General features: G+C 73.5%; 16 protein-coding genes. 3 read left to right on the top strand and 13 right to left on the bottom strand.

Annotation, left to right across the window (positions count from 1 at the left end; all coding sequences use genetic code 11):
* Positions 1–9 precede the first annotated feature (9 nt).
* Positions 10–306, bottom strand: coding sequence for an Asp-tRNA(Asn)/Glu-tRNA(Gln) amidotransferase subunit GatC (gene gatC / locus D1648_RS10140; protein WP_122941360.1), 297 nt, complete (start codon positions 304–306; stop codon positions 10–12).
* Positions 307–315: 9 nt separating this feature from the next.
* Positions 316–1,155 (bottom strand): N-acetyltransferase, encoded by an 840-nt coding sequence (locus D1648_RS10135; RefSeq protein WP_122941358.1) that lies wholly within the window; start codon positions 1,153–1,155, stop codon positions 316–318.
* 134 nt (positions 1,156–1,289) lie between these two features.
* On the opposite strand from D1648_RS10135, the gene D1648_RS10130 reads away from it, so the two are divergent.
* Both D1648_RS10130 and D1648_RS10125 read left to right on the top strand, forming a co-directional pair.
* A complete protein-coding gene (locus D1648_RS10130) occupies positions 1,290–1,526 on the top strand; it encodes a hypothetical protein (RefSeq protein ID WP_122941356.1) in 237 nt (78 codons plus the stop codon).
* A 97-nt stretch (positions 1,527–1,623) separates the two neighbouring features.
* Entirely contained in the window at positions 1,624–3,834 is a 2,211-nt protein-coding gene (locus D1648_RS10125) for a RecQ family ATP-dependent DNA helicase (RefSeq protein WP_122941354.1), read from the top strand.
* A gap of 12 nt (positions 3,835–3,846) precedes the next feature.
* Here the strand turns inward: D1648_RS10125 and D1648_RS10120 are convergent, their stop codons facing one another.
* From D1648_RS10120 to D1648_RS10070, 11 genes are all read right to left on the bottom strand, one after another.
* A complete protein-coding gene (locus D1648_RS10120) occupies positions 3,847–5,094 on the bottom strand; it encodes a hypothetical protein (RefSeq protein WP_206424799.1) in 1,248 nt (415 codons plus the stop codon).
* Positions 5,095–5,223: 129 nt separating this feature from the next.
* The gene (locus D1648_RS10115) at positions 5,224–7,779 is read right to left on the bottom strand and encodes an NAD-dependent DNA ligase LigA (protein ID WP_241155439.1); all 2,556 of its coding nucleotides are present in this window, start codon (positions 7,777–7,779) and stop codon (positions 5,224–5,226) included.
* 53 nt (positions 7,780–7,832) lie between these two features.
* Positions 7,833–8,957: a hypothetical protein gene (locus tag D1648_RS10110; protein ID WP_122941350.1), complete on the bottom strand. Its 1,125-nt coding sequence runs from the start codon at positions 8,955–8,957 to the stop codon at positions 7,833–7,835.
* A complete protein-coding gene (gene mnmA, locus D1648_RS10105; protein ID WP_122941348.1) occupies positions 8,954–10,069 on the bottom strand; it encodes a tRNA 2-thiouridine(34) synthase MnmA in 1,116 nt (371 codons plus the stop codon). The genes D1648_RS10110 and mnmA overlap by 4 nt, the downstream gene beginning before the upstream one ends.
* Positions 10,070–10,220: 151 nt before the next feature.
* Positions 10,221–11,408: a cysteine desulfurase family protein gene (locus tag D1648_RS10100; RefSeq protein ID WP_122941346.1), complete on the bottom strand. Its 1,188-nt coding sequence runs from the start codon at positions 11,406–11,408 to the stop codon at positions 10,221–10,223.
* Positions 11,402–12,397, bottom strand: coding sequence for a hypothetical protein (locus tag D1648_RS10095; protein WP_122941344.1), 996 nt, complete (start codon positions 12,395–12,397; stop codon positions 11,402–11,404). Before D1648_RS10095 ends, D1648_RS10100 begins: the two co-directional genes overlap by 7 nt.
* Entirely contained in the window at positions 12,394–13,389 is a 996-nt protein-coding gene (locus D1648_RS10090) for a VWA domain-containing protein (RefSeq protein WP_122941342.1), read from the bottom strand. The genes D1648_RS10095 and D1648_RS10090 overlap by 4 nt, the downstream gene beginning before the upstream one ends.
* The gene (locus D1648_RS10085; protein WP_122941340.1) at positions 13,389–14,411 is read right to left on the bottom strand and encodes a VWA domain-containing protein; all 1,023 of its coding nucleotides are present in this window, start codon (positions 14,409–14,411) and stop codon (positions 13,389–13,391) included. Before D1648_RS10085 ends, D1648_RS10090 begins: the two co-directional genes overlap by 1 nt.
* Positions 14,402–14,917, bottom strand: coding sequence for a hypothetical protein (locus D1648_RS10080; protein ID WP_122941338.1), 516 nt, complete (start codon positions 14,915–14,917; stop codon positions 14,402–14,404). The genes D1648_RS10085 and D1648_RS10080 overlap by 10 nt, the downstream gene beginning before the upstream one ends.
* Entirely contained in the window at positions 14,904–15,800 is an 897-nt protein-coding gene (locus D1648_RS10075; RefSeq protein WP_122941336.1) for a DUF58 domain-containing protein, read from the bottom strand. Before D1648_RS10075 ends, D1648_RS10080 begins: the two co-directional genes overlap by 14 nt.
* Positions 15,801–15,825: 25 nt before the next feature.
* Positions 15,826–16,965, bottom strand: coding sequence for a MoxR family ATPase (locus tag D1648_RS10070; protein ID WP_122941334.1), 1,140 nt, complete (start codon positions 16,963–16,965; stop codon positions 15,826–15,828).
* Positions 16,966–17,195: 230 nt separating this feature from the next.
* Here D1648_RS10070 and glgX point away from each other — a divergent pair, with 230 nt between their 5' ends.
* Positions 17,196–19,406 carry a glycogen debranching protein GlgX gene (gene glgX, locus D1648_RS10065; protein WP_122941332.1) on the top strand — a complete coding sequence of 737 codons (2,211 nt, stop codon included), beginning with the start codon at positions 17,196–17,198 and terminating at the stop codon, positions 19,404–19,406.
* Positions 19,407–19,509: the final 103 nt, after the last annotated feature.

Raw genomic sequence — 19,509 nt, 5'->3', positions numbered from 1 at the left:
TCACACTCGTCATTCTTCGCCCAGGATCTGCGGGACGGCGAATCGGCCGTCCTGCGCATCGGGGGCGCCGGCCAGCGCCTCCTCCTGCGTGAGGGTCTCGGTCACGACGTCCTCGCGGAAGACGTTCGTCATGGAAATGGGGTGGGAGGTCGCGGGGACGTCCTCGGAGGCGACCTCGGAGACGGAGGCGACAGCGTCCATGATGGAGTCGAACTCGCCGGCGAAGCGGGCGATCTCCTCCTCGGTGAGCTGGATCCGTGCGAGGTCGGCGAGGCGTGCGACGTCATCTCGTCCGATCGAAGGCATGGGGACAGTCTAGGACGCGGCGTGCGCCGTGTTCGCAGGTACCGGGGTGAGATAGCAGTACTCGCCCGCCGGTCGGAAGCCCTCTGCGCGGTAGAGCCCCCGAGCCGCGGTGTTGGACTCCTCGACCTCGAGCAGGGCGGAGTCCGCGCCCTGGACGACGGCGAGGGAGAGCAGGGTGCGCACGGTCGCACGGCCGAGGCCCTCGCGCCTGCGGTCCGGGTCCACGGCGATCTGGTCGAGCACGGCGAGGGCGCGGCGGTGGTGCGGGACCAGGGCGGCGCGGCCGACGGCGAGGGTCCGGTCCGGGCCGGACGCGCCCGGGGCGGCGAGAGCGACGTAGAGCGCGGGCGTGCCGGCCATGAGGTCGCGCAGCGTCTCGCGGGCGCCGTCCTCCCCGCGCGGGGCGAGGCGCCAGGACGCCTCGAGCCAGTCCGCGGGCGGGGCGCCGACGGTGATCGCGGCGCGCGGATCGGGGGCGGCGCGGTGCTCGGTCACGGAGCGGTGCAGCACGTGGACCGTCTCGCCCGCGGCGTACCCGCGCTGCTCGAGGGCGGCGCGGACCGGGGCGTGGTCGAGGCCCTCGGCGGTGAAGAGGCGGACGACGGGGGTCTCCCCTGCCGCGGCGAGCAACGACTCGATCCGCGTCAGCGCGGCGGTGAGCGCCTCGGGCTCCACGGGCGGGTCCAGGGGGACGACGCTGTTCGCGCGGCGGGTCACGCCGCGGGAGCGCAGCACCGCGAACCCGTCGACGTCCAGGCGGGACAGGGCTCGCCAGCCGCCGAGGAGGGCCTCCACGAGCGCGGTGCCGGTGAGGGCCGGGACGGTGGAGGTGCGGGGGCGCTTCGCCATGGCCGCGAGTGTACGGCGCAGCGGCGGGACGACGGGCCGGGCGGGGCGTGGGAAGGCGTGGCTCGCAGCGGGACCGCGAGGGCTCCGGAGCGGTAGACTTCGCTCTCCGCCGCACCGTTCCGAAGGGATCCGCCATGCCCGTCGACCCGCACATCGACTATCTCGCCCACGATCCCGAGGACGGCGAGGAGCTCTCCAGCGACCCGCGGATCCGCGAGGCGCAGGAGCTCGAGGCGCGCATGCGCCGGGCCCTGGCCACCAAGGAGAATCCGCTCAGCGACTCGGAGTCCACCTCGGAGCGCCTGCGGCGCCTCGAGCGCGAGGCCGCCGAGGGCACCGGCGACGACGCGCCGGGCGCCCCAGGGGACTGAGCTCCCGGCTCCCACGCACCTCCCCTCCCCAGCCCTCGCGCGTCCACAGCGGCGAGCGCCGTGCTCGCCCGTCGGCCGTCCTTGCCACACTGGGGACATGAGCACGACGCCGCACTCCCCCGCCGCCCCGACCGACAGCGCCGCGCTGCACGAGGAGGCCCTCGAGTCGCTGCGCGCGCTGACCGGCCGGGCGGACGCGCAGTTCCATCCCGGCCAGTTCGAGGCGATCCGGGCGCTGGTCGCCGAGCGGCGCCGTGTGCTGGTCGTCCAGCGCACCGGCTGGGGGAAGTCGGCGGTGTACTTCCTCTCCGCGCTGCTGCAGCGGCGGCGCGGGGCGGGGCCGGCACTGATCATCTCCCCGCTGATCGCGCTGATGCGCGACCAGGTCGCGGCCGCGAGACGGGCCGGGGTGCGGGCCGAGGCGATCAGCTCCGCGAACCCCACCGAGTGGCGGGACATCGAGGAGGGGCTCGCCGCGGATGAGATCGACGTGCTGCTGGTCTCCCCCGAGCGCCTGGTCAACCCCCGCTTCCGCGAGGAGCAGCTGCCGCGCCTGGTGGACCGCTGCGGGCTGCTGGTGATCGACGAGGCCCACTGCATCTCCGACTGGGGCCACGACTTCCGGCCCGACTACCGCCGGCTGCGGGACCTGGTGGCCGAGCTCGGCTCCGACGTGCCCGTCCTCGCGACCACCGCCACCGCGAACTCGCGCGTGGTCGCCGACGTCGCCGAGCAGCTCGGCACCGGCGGGGCCGACGGGGAGGTGCTGACCCTGCGCGGCTCGCTCACCCGCGAGTCGCTGAGGCTGGGCTCAATGAGCCTCGCCGATGACCGCGAGCGCCTGGACTACCTGGTGCGGCACCTGGACTCCTTCGAGGGATCGGGGATCATCTACGCCCTGACCGTCTCCGCCGCGGAGGACCTCGCGACGCTGCTGGACCGGCCGGACCGGCGCGTGCGCGCGTACACGGGCCGCACCGACCCCGAGGAGCGGGCCGAGCTCGAGCAGGCGCTGAAGGACAACGAGGTCAAGGCCCTCGCCGCCACGAGCGCGCTGGGAATGGGCTTCGACAAGCCGGACCTCGGCTTCGTGATCCACCTCGGCGCGCCCTCCTCCCCCGTCGCCTACTACCAGCAGGTGGGCCGTGCGGGGCGCGCCACCGAGCGGGCCGACGTGCTGCTGCTGCCGGGCAAGGAGGACCGGGCGATCTGGGAGTACTTCGCGACCGCGTCCATGCCCACCCAGGAGTCCGCCTCGCAGGTCCTCACCGCGCTCGCCGAGGCGAGCGGTCCGCTGTCCACCCCGGCGCTCGAGGCGCGGGTGGACGTGCGCCGCAGCGCGCTGGAGCTGCTGCTGAAGGTGCTCGCGGTGGACGGCGCGGTCCAGAACGTCAAGGGCGGCTGGGTCTCCACCGGTGCTCCCTGGCACTACGACGCCGAGCGCTACCAGACCGTCGCCCGCGCCCGGCGCGAGGAGCAGCAGGCGATGCTCGCCTACGAGGCGCTCACCGGCGGGCCCGAGCAGTGCCGGATGGTGTTCCTGGCCGAGCAGCTCGACGACACCACCGCCGTGCCCTGCGGCCGCTGCGACGTGTGCGCGGGGCCCTGGTATCCCGCACCGGACGCGCCCGCCTCCGCCGCGGCGGGCCAGGGCGGGGACGATGCGCGCGTCGCGGCCCTGCTGGAGCGGGTCGGCGTGCCGGTCGAGCCGCGCGCCTCCTGGCCCTCGGGCCTGGACCGGCTGCTCGGCGCGGGCGCGCCGAAGGGCCGGATCCCCGAGGGCGAGCGGGCCGCGGAGGGCCGGGTGATCGCGCGCATGTCGGATCTGGGCTGGGCGGTGCCGCTGCGGGAGCTGCTGCGCAGCGACGAGAACGGCAACCCGGTCGACGCGGTCGTGCCGGAGCGGATCGGCGCCCGGATCGTCGAGGTGCTGAAGGACTGGGACTGGGACCAGCGTCCTGCCGCGGTGGTCGCGATCCCCTCGACCACGCGCCCGCAGCTGGTGGGCTCGCTCGCCGCGGGGATCGCCTCGATCGGGCGCCTCGAGGACCTCGGCGCCCTCGACCTCGCCCCGGGGGCGGGCCCGCTGCGCGGCGGCGGGAACAGCGCCTTCCGCGTCGCGGACCTGTGGGAGCGCTTCACGGTGGGTGCCGAGCTGCAGGCGCGGCTCGAGCAGCTGGACGGCGCGCCGATCCTGCTGGTCGACGACGTGATCGACACCCGCTGGACGATGGCGGTCGTCGCGCGCCTGCTGCGCCGGGCGGGCGCCGGGCCGGTGCTCCCGCTGGCGCTCGCGCAGCAGGCGTGAGCGGCAGGCCGGTCAGCTGTAGCCGGCCTGCTTCACGGCGAAGACCGCACGGAAGCCCTCGCCCTCGGTGAGGGACCACAGGAGGTCGGGGCCGTCCGCGTCCTCCCAGTAGCTGATCGACTGTCCCCAGGAGACCCAGGGATAGGTGGTGAGCGCTCCCTCGCCGGACCAGTAGCTCAGGGTCTTGTGGCGGGAGCTGTTGAACCACCAGCGCCCGTTGTGGGAGCCGACGCCGTTGAGGAAGTGCAGCGGCACCTCGAGCGCCTCGCTCGCGGTCGTGGACCTGGCGAAGGTGGGACCACCCTCCTGGAAGTCGAAGCGCACCGCGCGGGTGGTGCCCGTGGGGTAGTTGTCGCAGCTGTCATCGCAGCGGTACTCGGTCATGACGATCGAGCGGGTCACACGGTCCAGCGAGATCGTGGACCACACCAACGGCTCGGTGCCCTCGTCCACCTCCGAGGAGATGGTGCCGACCTGCGGCAGGACGTAGGCATAGTTGTGCGCGTAGAAGGTGTCGCCCACCCGACCGATCTGGTCCTTCGTGCCGCCGGTGTCCGTGGTGAGGATCTTGCTCATGTCGAACACCCTCATCCCGCCGGGCTTCGCGGCGGAGTCCGCGACGTAGAGCAGGTCCCCGTACCAGGCGATCCCGCCGGCATGGATCTCCACGTCCTGGAAGCTGGGCTCCTCCGCGGACTCGGTCGGTTCGACGAGCAGGATCCGTCGATACTTGTTCGGATAGTTCGCGTCCCAGTCGATGAGGTTGATGCGGCTGGACTTCGGGGAGTTGTTGTAGAAGCTGACGGCGATCACCTGACGGCCGTCGTAGCGGCCGTCCCCCGCGGTGCCCACCGCGTCGCGGCTGGTGGCGATCCCCTGCGGGAAGGCGTCGGGGTCGTTCTCGTCGCTCGTGGCGAAGCGGAAGCCATGGACCTGGGTGTCGATCACCGTGGCGGGGGTGCGCTCGTGGTTGGCGTCGTCCATCACCTGGCTGACGCTCGCCCGCCCGGCCTGCTCGAGCAGCGCTTCGACCCGTGCGGTGTACTTCGTGTAGTCGGCGGTCAGCCGGAAGGCGGCCGGATCCACCGTCGAGGGCGCGGGGGCGGCCTGGGCGGGAGCGAGCACCGTCCCGGTCGCGGCGACCGCGCCGAGCAGGCCGGCTCCGCGCAGCAGCGTGCGTCGGGCGACCCCGAGGCGGGGCGCAGGTGGATAAGAGGTCGTGGTCGGGTCGGACTGCTGTGCGGGACGATGGGCGCTCATGGTCGAGCGGCCTTCCTGTCGGGTGCGATGTGCATCACGCACCCTTCCATCACGGGTGAGCGGTGTCGAGACCGTCGGCCCGCTCGTCCTCGCCCGGCGGCGTGGACGGCAGCTGCGCTCAGGGCCGGGTCACTCCGACTCGGCGTCGTCCCCGTCGGAGCCGTCGTCCCCGGCCTCCTCCGGCAGGGCGACCGCGTCCGGACCGCCCTCGAGGAGGGCGACGAACCCGGCCTCGTCGAGGATCCGCAGGCCCAGGTCGCGAGCCTTGGTCTCCTTGGAGCCGGCGTTCTCGCCGACGACGACGAAGTCGGTCTTCTTCGAGACGGAGCCGGAGGCCTTCCCGCCGCGGGTGATGATCGCCTCCTTCGCGCCGTCGCGGGTGAAGCCGTCGAGCCCTCCGGTGACCACGACGGTGAGCCCCTCGAGGGTCTTCACGAAGCCCTCGGCGACCTCGTCGGCCATGCGCACGCCGGAGGCGGCCCAGCCGTCGACGATCTCGCGGTGCCAGTCCGTCTCGAACCACTCCACCACGGCCTCGGCGATGATCTGCCCGACCCCGTCGGTCTCGGCGAGCTGCTCGACGCCCGCCTCGCGGATCGCGTCCATCGAGCCGTAGGCCGTGGCGAGCGAGCGGGCGGCGGCCGGGCCGACGTGCCGGATCGACAGCGCCACCAGAACCCGCCACAAAGGCTGATCCTTGGCCTTCTCGAGCTCGGCGAGGAGCTCCTCGGTGGTCTTCAGCGCCGCGGGCTCCTTGACCTGCTTCCACGTGTTCTCACGCTTGTAGTGGCGGAACTGGGGCCGGGTCCAGAACGCGGGCTGGATGCGCCAGTCCCCCGTCGGCAGCCCGTCGCGCCGCTCCGGCTGCCACACGACCACGTCGGCGAGCGCCTCGGCGGTGAGGTCGAAGAGGTCGGCGCCGGTGTCGATCACGGGCTCCTGCATGCCGGGCAGCAGCGGATCGTCGGCGGAGGTGATGCGCAGCAGCGGCACCCCGTCGGTGCCCTCGACGACCTCGCCGTTCTTCACCACCACGAAGGCATCCAGCTCCGTGTCCGAGACGTCGCGGATCGGGAGGTAGATCGCGTGGTCCTCGGTGAGGGCGGCGAGGGCCTCGGGGCGGCGCTTGTCCGGGTCGGTCAGCGCGATCGCGCTCTCCTCGCCGAGGGACTCGATGTCGAAGGCGCCGCGGGAGCCGGCGTGCTCGACCCGGCCGGTGACCTGGGCGGGGCAGGTGCGACGGTTCGGGCAGCGCCAGTCCTTGTCCCCCTCCTTCTCGGGCCGGATCTCCGTGCCACAGGCGGGGCACTCGGCGGGCATGACGAAGGGACGCTCGGAGCCGTCGCGCAGGGACTCGACCGGGCCGAGGATCTCGGGGATCACGTCCCCGGCCTTGCGCAGCACGATCGTGTCGCCGATCAGCACGCCCTTGCGCTCGACGTCGAACTGGTTGTGCAGCGTCGCCTTCTCGACGGTCGAGCCGGCCACCAGCACCGGCTCCATGATCCCGAAGGGAGTGACGCGCCCGGTGCGGCCCACCTGCACCTGGATGTCCAGGAGCTTGGTGGTGACCTCCTCGGGCGGGAACTTCACCGCGGTCGCCCAGCGGGGAGCGCGGGAGGTGGAGCCCAGCGCGCGCTGCTGCGCGAAGGAGTCGACCTTGACGACGATCCCGTCGATCTCGTGCTCGAGATCGTGGCGGTGCTCGCCGTGGTGCTCGACATAGGAGTCGACCTGCTCGACGGTGTCGGCGACGCCGAGATGGGCGCTCGTGGGCAGGCCCCAGGAGGCCAGCAGCTCGTACATCTCGCTCTGCGAGTCCACCGGCGGGTCCGGCCAGGCACCGAGGCCGTGCACGGTCAGCCGCAGCGCCGCCAGGCGCGCCTCGCCGGCCTCCCGCTCGAGGCCCTCCTTCTTGTCCAGCTGCTGGCGCAGACCGCCGGCGGCGGTGTTGCGGGGGTTGGCGAAGGTCGGGAAGCGGCGCGTGGCCGCGAGCTGCTCGCGCTGCTCGTCGAAGGGGCGCCGGCCGCCGGCCTGGCGCGACTCCCAGCGGGTGCGGGCCTCGTCCACCGCCCGCTCGCGCAGCTCGACCTGCAGCTCGTTGAGCCGGGCGAAGGCCTCCGTGGGCATGAACACCTCGCCGCGCACCTCGACCAGCGGCGGGTGCCCCTCGCCCTCCAGGTGCTGCGGGATCCCGGCGATGCGCAGGGCGTTGACGGTGACGTCCTCGCCGGTGCGGCCGTCGCCGCGGGTCGCGGCGGTGACGAGCTCGCCGTGCTCGTAGCGGAGGTTGATCGCGAGCCCGTCGATCTTCAGCTCGGTGAGGAAGCGCACCGGGGCGCGCAGCTCGGCGGTCACGTGCTCGCACCACTCCCGCAGCTCCTCGAGGGAGAAGACGTTGTCCAGCGACTGCATCCGCTCGGCGTGCACGATCGTGGGCAGGCCGGCGGCGGGAGCACCGCCGACGGTGCGGGTCGGGGAGTCCTCGGAGGCCAGCTGCGGGTTCTCAGCCTCCAGCGCCCGCAGCTCCTGCTCGAGCGCGTCGTACTCCCCGTCGGACATCGTGGGGGCGTCGTGCTCGTAGTAGTCCGCCCGGGCCTGCTCGATCCGGGCGGTGAGCTCGGCGATGCGCTGCTGGGCATCGGCGGTCTGGTCGGCGGGGCGGGGGTCCTGCGCGTCGGTCATCACCTGGACATTGTCGCGCACCGGTGCGACGGGCCGTGGGCCGCGTCCCGGGCTCAGGCGGAGACGCGCTCCGCCCAGGTCGGGGCGATCCGCAGCATCGCCTCGAGCGCGGCCTCGTCCAGGAGGGTCGAGCGCTCGGGCTGGGCGGAGGGATCGACCCGGCCCGAGTGCAGGTCGTGGGAGGCACCGGTGTGCGCGATGAACGCGACGCCGGCGGCGTCGGTCTCGGCATGTCCGAGCCGGCGCCAGGTCTCCAGCATCGTCTCGAGCTCGGGGGCGAGGTTCCCGCCGGGGCGGGGGTCGACGATGATCTCGAAGGCGCAGCCGTCGTCGGCCGCCTCGGCGATCCCCTCCCACAGCTCCCGTCCCTCGGGGGCGGACAGGGAGGGCAGGCGGCGCGGCGCGATCGCCATGCGCCGCGCCCCGGCCTCGCGCGCCGCACGCAGCAGGGCGATGTCGGAGCCGACGCCGAGCGTGACGTCCCGGGCGTCCAGGCCGTACTCCTCGAGCGCGACGTACAGGCAGCGCCAGAGCACGGCGATCTCGGGGGCGGGGATCGGGTCGTAGCGGCGGCGGCCCGAGGGGGTGGGGATGCGGCCCTCGTGGATCGCGGCGACCGCGTCCTCACGCACCAGCACGTGCTGATGCGCGCCCGGGACCCGCTCGCGCAGCGCGGCGAGGTGGTCCACGAGCCCCTCGGCCAGCAGCATCGGCAGGTCGCGGACCGCGCCGGGATCCGCGAGGGTGCGCTCCCCGGACTGCAGGAAGGTGGCGCCGGCGAGGGTCGCGGGGCCGAGGGTCGTGGCCATGACGGTGCCCTCGTAGCCGAGCCAGGCGATCCGCGCCGCGTCCAGGGTGCGCTCGCGCAGCTCCCGGGCGTGCTGCCAGGCGCGGCCGGTGCCGGCGCCGAGCCGCCAGCCGTAGCTGACCAGGTCGCCGGTGGTCTCGGCGAGCAGGGCGAGGGTCGCGGGCAGCAGGTGGTCCGTCTCGTCCAGGCCCAGCGCGGAGGGCAGGTAGAGACGAGTGGCGATCTGCTCCTCGAGGTCGTCGCCCAGCAGGGCGCGCAGCCGCATCAGGGCGGCGAGGTGCGGATCCTCCGGCAGCTCGAGGCGCAGGGCCTCCTCGGCGCTCGGGGCGCGGAAGGTGCCGTCACCGGTGAGGGTGAGCAGGGGGCTCATGGGCGACGCTCCAGGGTGGCGGCGGCGAGCACGCGGTCGCCGTCGTAGAGGACGAGGGTCTGGCCGGGCGCGACGCCGCGCACCGGGGTCTCGAGCGCGAGGCGCAGCGCGCCGTCGGGCGTGCCCACGGTTCCGGGGGCGGCGGCGCCCTCAGGCACCTCGAGGATCCGCCCGGGCATTGCCTCGCCGTGCGCGCGGATCTGGGCGTGCACGGCCTGGCCGGGCGCGAGCGGCTCGAAGGAGATCACGTCGGTGGCGACGAGCTCACGGCGGCTGAGCAGCTCGGCCGCGCCGATCACCACCTGGCGGGAGGCGGGATCGATGTCGACGACGTAGCGGGGGGCGCCGTCGGCGGCGGGCTGCTGGATCCCGAGGCCGCGGCGCTGGCCGATGGTGAAGCCGTGCGTGCCGCGGTGCGTGCCCAGCACCGTGCCGTCGGCGTCGACGACCTCGCCGGGCGCCTCGCCGAGGTGCCGCTCGAGGAAGCCGCGGGTGTCGCCGTCGGCGACGAAGCAGATGTCGTAGCTGTCGGGCTTGGTGGAGACGCCGAGGCCGCGGGCGCGGGCCTCGGCCCGCACCTGCTCCTTCGTCTCGTCCTCGCCGAGGGGGAAGAGGGAGCGACGGGCGGCCTCGGGGCCCATCACGGCCAGCACGTAGGACTGGTCCTTGGCCTGGTTGCGGGAGCGGTGCAGGGAGGGGGCGCCGCCCGGGCCGTCGGCGCGGATCGAGGCGTAGTGCCCGGTGCACACGGCGTCGAAGCCGAGGGCGGTGGCGCGCTCGAGGAGGGAGGCGAACTTGATCCGCTCGTTGCAGCGCACGCACGGGTTGGGGGTGCGGCCGGCCGCGTACTCGGCGAGGAAGTCCTCGACGACGAGGTCGTGGAAGTCGTCGGAGAGGTCCCAGACGTAGTAGGGGATGCCGATCCGCTCGGCGGCGACGCGGGCGTCGGAGGCGTCCTCGACGGTGCAGCAGCCGCGAGAGCCGGTGCGGGTCTGGTCGCGGTTCTTCGACAGGGCCATGTGCACGCCGACGACCTCGTGGCCGGCCTCGGCCGCGCGTGCGGCCGCGACCGCCGAGTCGACGCCGCCGCTCATCGCCGCCAGCACCTTCATGGTGCGCCTTCCCTCCGTCGCGTCCTCGTGCCCGCCGTGGCGGGCGCATCCCCACGAGTCTACGGAGGTCGGGGCCGCGGCCCGGCCCCTGCGAGACGTGAGATGCGCCCCGTGCCCGAGCCCGCGCTCGCACCCGGCCTCGGGCCCGTGCTCAGCGTCGCAGGGAGCCGACGGCGCGGGCCCGGCGGAGCGCCTCCGGCAGCGCGGCGAGCAGGAGATCCACGTCGCGCTGGGTGCTGGTCCAGCCCAGCGAGAGGCGCAGCGCGCCGCGGGAGTCGTCGTCGGAGACGCCCATCGCGGCGAGCACGGGGCTGGCCTGGGTCACCCCGGCGGAGCAGGCGGAGCCGGCGGAGGCGTCGATCCCCCGCTCGTCCAGCAGGAACAGCAGCGCATCGCTGTCCGCGCCGGGGTGGACGAGGTGGAGGATGTGCCCGGACTGCGGGGAGTCCTCGGGCAGGGTGAAGCGCACCTCGGGGTCGATCTCGGCGATGCCGCGGCGCAGCCGGGCGGTGAGCCCCCGCACCTCGGCGGCGCGCCGCTCGCGCTCGTCGAGCGCCTCGCCGAGCGCGGCGGCGAAGGCCGCGGCCTGGGCGGCGTCCAGGGTGCCGGAGCGCACCCCGCGCTGCTGCCCCCCGCCGGTGCTGGTCGGGGCGAAGGGCACGTCGGGGCGCGCCACGAGCACGCCGACGCCGACGGGCGCGCCGAGCTTGTGCCCGGACAGGGACATGAGGTCCACGTCCGCGGTGGGCAGCGGGACGTGGCCGATCGCCTGGACGGCGTCGGTGTGGACGAGGGTGCCGTGGGCGCGGGCCGCGGCGGCGAGCGCGGGGAAGTCCTGGACGGCGCCGGTCTCGTTGTTCACCAGCGCCGCGCTGAGCACGGAGGCGCGGGAGCCGGCGAGCGCCGCCTCGACCCCCTCGGGCCGCAGCACCCCGCGCTCATCGACCGGCATCTCGCGCACCTCGAGCGGCTCGGGGCCGGCGGCGAGGGCGCGGGCGGTGGCGAGCACGGCGGGATGGTCGGTCGCGGCGACCGCGACCGCAGTGCGGGAAGGGTCCTTCGCGCGCACGCCGAGCGGCACGGCGCGCAGCGCGAGGTTGTCCGCCTCGGTGCCGCCGGAGGTCATGATCAGCCAGCTGCGGGGCACCTCCAGCAGCTCCGCGATGCGCGAGAGCGCCTCGTCGAGCACGCCCCTGGCGCGGCGGCCCGCGGTGTGGACGGAGGAGGGGTTCCCCCAGGCCTGCGAGGCCTCGAGGAAGGCGTCGCGCGCGGCGGGGCGCAGCACGGTCGTCGCGGCGTGGTCGAGATAGGCGCGCTCCTCCCAGGCCGGGCTCACCACGGACGCTCCGGATCCTGCGGGGCGCCGCCGGTCTCGTCGCCGCCGTCGCCGCCCTGGGCATCGCGGTTGCGCTGCTCGAGCTCGTCGTCCTTGTCGTCCTCCTCCGAGGGGCCGTCGATGGGGGCCTCCTCGTCGGGGCCGTCGCCCTCGGGGTCGTTCCTCGAGGGGTCGCCCGGATCCTGCTGCTGCGGGGTGCCGCCCTCCTCGTCGCCCTCGCCGCCCTCGTCCTCGCCCTGCTCGGACTCGCGGGCGTCGGGGTCGTTGCCGGCCTCCTCATCGGCCTCGCGGCGCTTCTCCTCGACGCGCTCGCCGTTCTCGCCCGTGGTCTCGGAGTCCTCGTTGCCGGAGTCCTCGCCGCCGGAGCTCTCGTCCTCGTCCTCGTCCTGGCCCTCGCCGCCGCCGGAGCCTCCGCCCTCGCCCTCACCCTCGCCGCCGCCTCCGCCGCCGGCGCACGGTGCCAGCAGCTCCTCGGCCTCGAACAGTCGGTCGGCGCGGGCCTGCGGATCCTCGATCTCGTCGGCCTGGCGCTCGATCGAGATCGCGAGGTTGTTGAGGATCTTGCACTGGGCGTGCATCGGGGCGTTGAGATCCGAGCGGCTGGTCCACTCGTCCAGGGCCACGCGCAGCTCCTCCTCCGCGGCCGCGTCCTCGCCCTGCTGCAGCAGGGCCGTGCCCTCGGAGAGGTGCGGGAGATAGGGCTCGAACCAGTTCGCGACCTCGACCGGGGCCAGGCGCTCTATCGCGGTGGGATAGTCCTGCTCCCCGTAGGCGTCCAGGTGGGTGGCCTGCGCGATCGGCATGGAGACGAACTTCGCCGCGAGCAGGGCGAGGGCCAGGATCGGCAGGCCCAGGATCGCGAAGACGATGATCCGCACCCGCCGCAGCCGCTTCACGTCCAGGCCGAAGTCCTTCGCGCGGCGGCGGGACTCCCGGGCGGGAGCGGGCGGCGGCACGGAGGCGCCGGGGCGCTCGTCGAGGGAGGTGCTCATGGCCGTTCTCCTCGCAGGTCGTGTCGGTCCAGCCGTCGGGGCAGACGGTAGGTCATCTCCCCCAGCTCCCAGATCAGCAGGGCGGCGAGCGGGATCGAGGCGAGCCAGTACCAGTCGTCGAAGCTCGCCACGCCCCGCGTCGACTCGATCGGGACGGGTCGCAGGGTGATGCCGTCCATGGTGCCCTCGATCGGGGCCTCGGGGTCGGTGCGGTGCAGATAGGGCACGCCCAGCTCGCCCGCGATCGTCTCGAGCTGCTGCTCGTCGATCATGGAGAGGCCCTGCGCTCCGTCGGGGCCGGTGATGTACTCGCCGTCCTCGGGCCCGCCATGGGCCTTCATCGGCCCGCCCTCACTCGTGCCGTAGCCGAGCACTGCTCCGCCGTCGACGAACCCGGCGGCCTGGGAGAAGGACTCCGAGTCCCGCCCGTCGGTGTTCTCCCCGTCGGAGAGGACGTAGACGAGCACGCTCGAGTCGGGATCCTCGCGCTTGGCCTCGGAGATCTCCTGGAGCAGGGTCTGCAGGGGACGATCCACGTTCGAGCCGGTCGAGTAGGCGGTCGGCTCGGTGGTCAGGGTGTCGATCCAGGCGGCTGCGGCGCCGGCGTCGGTGGTCAGCGGCAGCTGCTTGGTGGCGGTGGAGTCGAAGGAGAGGATCGAGTAGCGCGCCCCCTCGGTCATCGACATGATCCGGGCCATGTCCGCCTTCACGCCGTCCAGGCGGGGCTGCTCGCCGGCGTAGTCCTCGGCGTTCATCGAGCCGGTGCGATCCACGACGAAGAACACGTTCGCGTTCATCCGCTGGGTCTGCTCGCCCTCGATCGGGGTCACCGGGCGCAGCGCGACCACGAGCAGCAGCAGCACCATGAGGGTGCGGCGCAGCCAGGCGCCGCGCTGGCGGGGGCGGCGCACCAGCATCACCGTGCACAGGGCGAGCATCGCCCCGAACAGAGGGATGATCGCCCACAGCGGCATCAGCAGCTCGAGGTGCATCAGCGCGCCCTCCAGCCCAGCACGAGGATCCCCACCAGGGACAGGAAGGTCAGCACGAAGCCGAGGGCGGGATGGTCGGTGCGGACCACGGTGGGCGTCGCCCCGAGCACCTCCGCCTGGTTCTTCTGGATCCGGTCGATGATCGAGGGGATCGCCTCGGGGTCCGAGGACTCGTACAGCTCCCCGTCCTGGTCCTCGGTGGCGGTCTGCAGCTCCTCGAAGCAGCTCGGGCCGCACTCGTACGCCCCGGGATAGAAGGTGTACAGGTCGATGTCCCGGTCGGCGACGCGCCCGGTCGCCTCCTCGAGGGTGAACACGGGCTCGCCGTTGACCTCGTTGTCCGTCGCGAAGATGATCGAGCGGGAGCGGTCCGCCTCGGCCTGGTCGAAGACCTGCGCGCAGGAGGCGAGACCGTCGGGCACGATCGAGGCCTCGTCGGGGATCCCCTTGGTGCCCTCGACGAACTCCACGTACTGGCGCACCTTCTCCTCGGGATAGTCGCGGTTGCCGAGCCGGTACCCGAACTCGTCGAAGTCGATCGCCTCGGCGCCCTCGCGCAGCTCCCGCTCGATGAGGTCGTAGTCGTTGGTCAGCGGGAAGACGGTGCGGCTGGTCGAGTTGAAGATCGACAGCGCCACCCGCTCCCCCTCGAAGGTCTCGACCATGTCCGCGAACTTCGCGAGGATCTCGGTGTCGTACTCGTACATCGAGCCGGACACGTCCAGGCACAGCACGATGTCGCGGCTGGCGAACTCGGGGGTCTCGATCCGCTCGCTCGCGATCCGGCCCGAGAGCAGGGACGCGGCGAGCACCGCGGCGACGGCCACGGCGACCTGCGCGGCCCGCACCACGCGGGCGGTGCGCTGGGCCCGCACGAAGCTCGGGATCCGATCCATGTACTGCGAGTTCGCGATCAGCACCGGGGAGCGTCGCAGCGAGCGACGGTTCCAGAAGGTGATCGCCCAGACCACGATCCCGGCCAGCAGCAGCAGGCCGGTGACCCACCAGAAGATCATGACCATGCCCGGATCACCTCCCGTGCACGGCGCACCGAGTCGCGCAGCTCCCGGTCGGAGGCGAGCGCGAAGTCCGGCTCGTACAGGTCCGCTATCAGCTCGCCGACGGCGCGGGTGCGGGCGTCGGCGCGGAGGGTGGCGAGGTCCTGGCTGGTCACGTCGTGGCCGGTGGTGCGCTTGACGAAACGGCGCATCACGCCGGTGAGCTCATGGTGCCCGGCCCTGGCCTCGAGCTGCTCGGCCTCGTGGCGGTCGGCGACGTCGTTGACCGCGCGGAGGAACTCCGCCTTGAGCGCCTCGAGGTCGCTCGGGCGGGAGCGGTAGGCGATCCGCTTCTCGATCGCGCGGGTGATCCGCAGCGTCCCCACGATCAGCGCGGCGATCACGAGCAGGCACAGCACGGCGAGGATCACCCAGGCGATCGAGTACTGGGGCGGGTCGATCACCTCGGCGGGCGAGGGCTCGGCGAGGAGCCGCGCTGCGGGGCGCAGCAGCAGGTCAGGCGCGGGCATGGCGGTACTCCCGGGAGCGCAGCATCGCGATCATGTCGTCCACCACCGTGGTCTCGCCGCGCGTGAGCAGGTGGCTGACGTGCAGGCGGTCGAGCATCTCGGAGATGCCCTCGCTGCGCGCCCTGCGGTAGGCCGCCACGTCGCGGGCGACCTTCGCCGAGGTGCGGGCCATCGAGGCGATCTCCCGCGGGGCGTCGACGTCGACCACGTCGTGGTCGAGCTCCTCGCCCTGCAGCGGGTCCGCGTCGGCGATGCGGATCACCATCAGGTCGTGGCGGGTGGTCAGGCGACGCAGCAGGGCGAAGTCCTCCACGACCGGGTGGGCCTCGTCGGTGATCAGGGTCATCAGGGTCGAGCGGGAGGTGACGCGGAAGGCGCGCTCGAGCAGCCAGGCGCTGTCCGCGCTCTCGGAGGCGGTGGTGGTGGACTGCTGGATCGTGCGCAGCAGCAGCTCGAGGTGGCCGTCGCTCGAGCGGGAGGGCAGCTGGAGAGGACGGGCCGGCCCGCCGCCGACCATCCCCACGAGGTCGCCGCTCTGCTGTGCGAGGAAGCACACCATCCCGGCGGCGAGGATCATCGCGTCACGCTTGGAGCTGCCGTCGGCGGCGGTCGCCGCCATCGACGAGGAGGTGTCGGCGACGATCGAGAGGTGCCGCACCCGCTCCTCGTTGAAGCGGCGGATCAGCGGCTCCCCGGAGCGGGCCGTCGCCTTCCAGTCGATGTCGGAGATCTTGTCGCCGGGCTGGTAGTACTTCAGGTCGTCGAAGTCCTCGCCGCTGCCCTTGAACAGCGAGCGGCCGCGCCCCTGGACCAGGCCGCGCGCCCGGTTCGAGGTGTGCAGGTCCACCCGGGCCTTGACCCGGGTCAGGAGCGAGGTCGCCATGCGGTGCTCTCCGTGCTCGCCGCGCTCAGGGCATCGGCACGGCGTGGAACACCGCGTCGATGATCTGCTCGGGTCGGATGCCGCTGGCGAGCGCGTCGAAGGTCAGCACGAGGCGGTGGCGCAGCACCCCGTAGCGCAGGGCGCGCACGTCGTCGGGGGTGACGTAGTCGCGGCCGTGCAGCAGCGCGTGCGCCTGCCCCACCCGCATCAGCGCGAGGGAGCCGCGGGGGCTCGCGCCCACGCGCACGGACTGCGTGAGGTTCGGGACGGGGCGCGGGCCGGAGCCGCGCGTGGTGAAGACGAGGTCGATGATGTACCGCTTCACGGCCGGGTCGACGTAGACCTGGTCCACCATCTGCTGCAGGAAGCGGACGTCCTCGAGGGAGACGGTGCCGACCGCCTCGCGAGGCCCGGTGAGGCTCCCGGCGGTGGAGCGGTCGAGGATCTCGTGCTCCTCGGCGGGACGCGGATAGGTGAGGATCTCCTTCATGAGGAAGCGGTCCATCTGCGCTTCGGGCAGGACGTAGGTGCCCTCCTCCTCGATCGGGTTCTGGGTGGCGAGCACCATGAACGGCTCGGGCAGGCGGTGCACCTCCCCGCCGATGGAGGTCTGCCGCTCCTGCATCGCCTCGAGCATCGCCGACTGGGTCTTCGCGCTCGAGCGGTTGATCTCGTCCAGCAGCACCACGTTGGCGTGCACCGGGCCGAGCTGGGTGGTGAAGGTTCCCGAGCCGTAGTTGAAGATCTGCGTGCCGATGATGTCGTTCGGCATGAGGTCGGGGGTGCACTGGATGCGGGCGAAGGAGCCCGTGATCGAGGAGGCCAGCGCGCTCGCGGCGGTGGTCTTGGCCAGGCCCGGCACCGACTCGAGCAGCACGTGGCCGCCCGCGGCGAGCGCCGTCAGCAGCGACAGGCGCAGGTTCTCCTGGCCCACCACGCGCGACTGGAACACCTTCGTGATCGTCGAGACTATCGCTCCGCTGCGCTCGAGGTCCCCCGGGGAGATGGCGCGCGCGGCAGGGGCGAAGCCGCCTCCCGCCCGCTGCGGCGCGGCCGGCGCCGCGGAGCCCTGCGGGGCCGGACGGGCAGGGGCCGCCGGGGGCCGCACCGGGGACCCGGGCGGCTGGGTGGGTGGAGTGCTCATGCGCTGCGGATCCCCCGTCATGCGATCGATTCGTTCCGTCGGTGCTGGTCGCCGTCGCGCAGAGGGCCCGGAACGCTCCGGCCCCTCCCCCGAGGCGGCCGGACGCCGGTGCGTGCGCGGCCCAGCCGGAGGTGCTCCCCCGTCGGCGACGGACGCGCACCACCGGGACGATCCTAGCGGTCCCGCCCCCCGCGGCGAGACCCCGCCCACGCCGGGTGGGAAGCCCCGGGAGGCTTTGGGACACTGGGCCCGTGCCTGCTGACCGCTTCGACCGCGCAACCCCGCCCGTCGCCCCCACCTCCCCCGGCCTCGTCGTCGACGAACGGGGCGACGGCACCTTCGCCGTCGCCGCCCCGCGCGCCCGGGGCGTGGACCTGTGCGTGCGCGAGGGCACCGCCGAGCACCGCCGACGGCTGCGCCACTACGACGGCGGCCTGCACTGGGACCACGTCACCGGGATGACCCCCGGCACCCGCTACGGCCTGCGGGTGGAGGGGCCGTGGGATCCCGCCGGCGGGATGCTCGCCAACCCCCGCAAGCTGCTGCTGGACCCCTGGGCGCGCGGGATCTCGCACTCCTCCCCGCTGCTGAGCGCGTTCTTCCCCTTCGAGGTCGACTCGATGCTGGACCGGCTCGGGGAGCAGCCGGTGCGCAGCGAGGTCGATTCCGGAGGGACCGCCGCGTGGTCCGTCGTCGTCGAGGACACCTTCGACTGGCAGGACGACCTGCGCCCGATGGTGGACTGGGACGCGACCGTGCTCTACGAGCTGCACGTCAAGGGCTTCACGAAGCTCCATCCCGCCCTCCCGCCCGAGCAGCGCGGCACCTATGCCGGGCTCGGGCACCCCGCCGTGACCGGCTACCTGCGGGAGCTGGGGGTGACCAGCATCGAGCTGCTGCCGATCCATGCCGCGATGGACGAGCCGCACCTGACCCGGCTGGGGCTGACGAACTACTGGGGCTACTCGACGATGTCGTACTTCGCCCCCGAGCCCTCGCTCGCCACGGCCGCCGCCCAGCAGGCCGGCGCCCAGGCCGTGCTCGACGAGGTCAAGACCATGGTGCGGCGCCTGCACGCGGCCGGCTTCGAGGTGATCCTCGACGTCGTCTACAACCACACCGCCGAGGGCGGCGCCGAGGGACCCTCGCTGTCCCTGCGGGGCCTGGACAATCTCGAGTACTACTGGACCGACCACGGCATCCCCCAGGACGTCACCGGCACCGGCGGCACCCTCGACCCCCGCTCCGTGCACACGATGGACCTGGTCCTGGCCTCCCTGCGCTACTGGGTGCAGGAGGTGCACGTGGACGGCTTCCGCTTCGACCTCGCCACCACCCTGGGCCGCGACGACCGCGGCTTCCGCGCCGACCATCCGCTGCTGCGCGCGATCGTGACCGATCCCGTGCTGCGCGGCGTGAAGCTGATCGCCGAGCCGTGGGACGTGGGCACCGGCGGCTGGCAGACGGGGAACTTCCCGGTCCCCTTCGCCGAGTGGAACGACGCCTTCCGCGACGACGTGCGCTCCTTCTGGCTCTCCGATCGCGCCGTCCGCCGGCGCAGCGGCGAGTCCGGGATCGGCGGGGTGCGGGACCTCGCGACCCGCCTGGCGGGCTCGAGCGACATGTTCACCCGGCAGGACCCGCCCGGGCTGCCCCCGGGGCGGAGCCTGCGCGCGCCCTGGGCCTCGGTCAACTACGTCACCGCGCACGACGGCTTCACCCTGCACGACCTCACCGCCTACGAGTCCAAGCACAACGAGGCCAACGGCGAGGACAACCGCGACGGCACGTCCGACAACCGCTCCTTCCACCACGGCCACGAGGGCGAGCTCCCGCTCGAGGACCCGCGACGGGCGGAGATCGAGGGTGCGCGCCGCCGCACCGCGCGCAGCATCCTGGCGACCCTGCTGCTCGCCTCCGGCACCCCGATGCTCACCGCGGGCGACGAGCGGGGCCGCACCCAGCGCGGCAACAACAACGCCTACTGCCAGGACAACGAGATCTCCTGGGTGGACTGGCGCCGTCGTCGCCCCGCCGAGCAGCTGCGCGAGACCGTCGTGCGCCTGCTGCAGCTGCGGGGCGAGCACCCGCAGCTGCGCTCCCCCCAGTTCCTGCGCCCGGCCGATCCGGAGGCGCTGGACGCCGGACAGGTCGCCTGGTTCGACCGGTCCGGGGCGCCCATGACGCACGAGGCGTGGATGGACCCCGCCCAGCACGTGCTGGTCATGCTGCGTCCCGCCGTGAGCGGCCGGGAGGGCGCCGAGCACCTGCTGGTGATCCTCTCCGGCGCCGAGGAGGAGACCGCGGTGCACCTGCCCGCGGCGCGCTGGCCCCAGGGCCCCGCGAGGGTCCTGCTGGACACGGCGCTGGAGTCCCCGCAGGAGCTGCCGACCGGCCCGGTCGCGGACCGACGCGTCACCGTCGCCCCCGGCAGCGTCCAGGTGCTCGGCCTCGCCGTCTGAGGCCCTCCGCGTCCCTCCGCGCTCCCGCGAGCGGCTATCGTGAGGTCAGTCACCGCGAACGTCGCAGAGCACCCTGTGGCCAGGGACCGCTCAGGCAGGAGAG

The sequence above is a fragment of the Brachybacterium sp. EE-P12 genome, assembly GCF_003711805.1.
In the GTDB taxonomy this organism is placed as follows: domain Bacteria; phylum Actinomycetota; class Actinomycetes; order Actinomycetales; family Dermabacteraceae; genus Brachybacterium.
This window is presented reverse-complemented; position numbering and strand designations above follow the sequence as displayed.

Bases quoted from the DNA above. Each gene is read 5' to 3' on its own strand.
- gatC (WP_122941360.1), bottom strand. From the start codon at position 306: ATGCCTTCGATCGGACGAGATGACGTCGCACGCCTCGCCGACCTCGCA.
- D1648_RS10135 (WP_122941358.1), bottom strand. From the start codon at position 1,155: ATGGCGAAGCGCCCCCGCACCTCCACCGTCCCGGCCCTCACCGGCACC.
- D1648_RS10130 (WP_122941356.1), top strand. From the start codon at position 1,290: ATGCCCGTCGACCCGCACATCGACTATCTCGCCCACGATCCCGAGGAC.
- D1648_RS10125 (WP_122941354.1), top strand. From the start codon at position 1,624: ATGAGCACGACGCCGCACTCCCCCGCCGCCCCGACCGACAGCGCCGCG.
- D1648_RS10120 (WP_206424799.1), bottom strand. From the start codon at position 5,094: ATGAGCGCCCATCGTCCCGCACAGCAGTCCGACCCGACCACGACCTCT.
- D1648_RS10115 (WP_241155439.1), bottom strand. From the start codon at position 7,779: ATGACCGACGCGCAGGACCCCCGCCCCGCCGACCAGACCGCCGATGCC.
- D1648_RS10110 (WP_122941350.1), bottom strand. From the start codon at position 8,957: ATGAGCCCCCTGCTCACCCTCACCGGTGACGGCACCTTCCGCGCCCCG.
- mnmA (WP_122941348.1), bottom strand. From the start codon at position 10,069: ATGAAGGTGCTGGCGGCGATGAGCGGCGGCGTCGACTCGGCGGTCGCG.
- D1648_RS10095 (WP_122941344.1), bottom strand. From the start codon at position 12,397: ATGAGCACCTCCCTCGACGAGCGCCCCGGCGCCTCCGTGCCGCCGCCC.
- D1648_RS10090 (WP_122941342.1), bottom strand. From the start codon at position 13,389: ATGCACCTCGAGCTGCTGATGCCGCTGTGGGCGATCATCCCTCTGTTC.
- D1648_RS10085 (WP_122941340.1), bottom strand. From the start codon at position 14,411: ATGGTCATGATCTTCTGGTGGGTCACCGGCCTGCTGCTGCTGGCCGGG.
- D1648_RS10080 (WP_122941338.1), bottom strand. From the start codon at position 14,917: ATGCCCGCGCCTGACCTGCTGCTGCGCCCCGCAGCGCGGCTCCTCGCC.
- D1648_RS10075 (WP_122941336.1), bottom strand. From the start codon at position 15,800: ATGGCGACCTCGCTCCTGACCCGGGTCAAGGCCCGGGTGGACCTGCAC.
- D1648_RS10070 (WP_122941334.1), bottom strand. From the start codon at position 16,965: ATGACGGGGGATCCGCAGCGCATGAGCACTCCACCCACCCAGCCGCCC.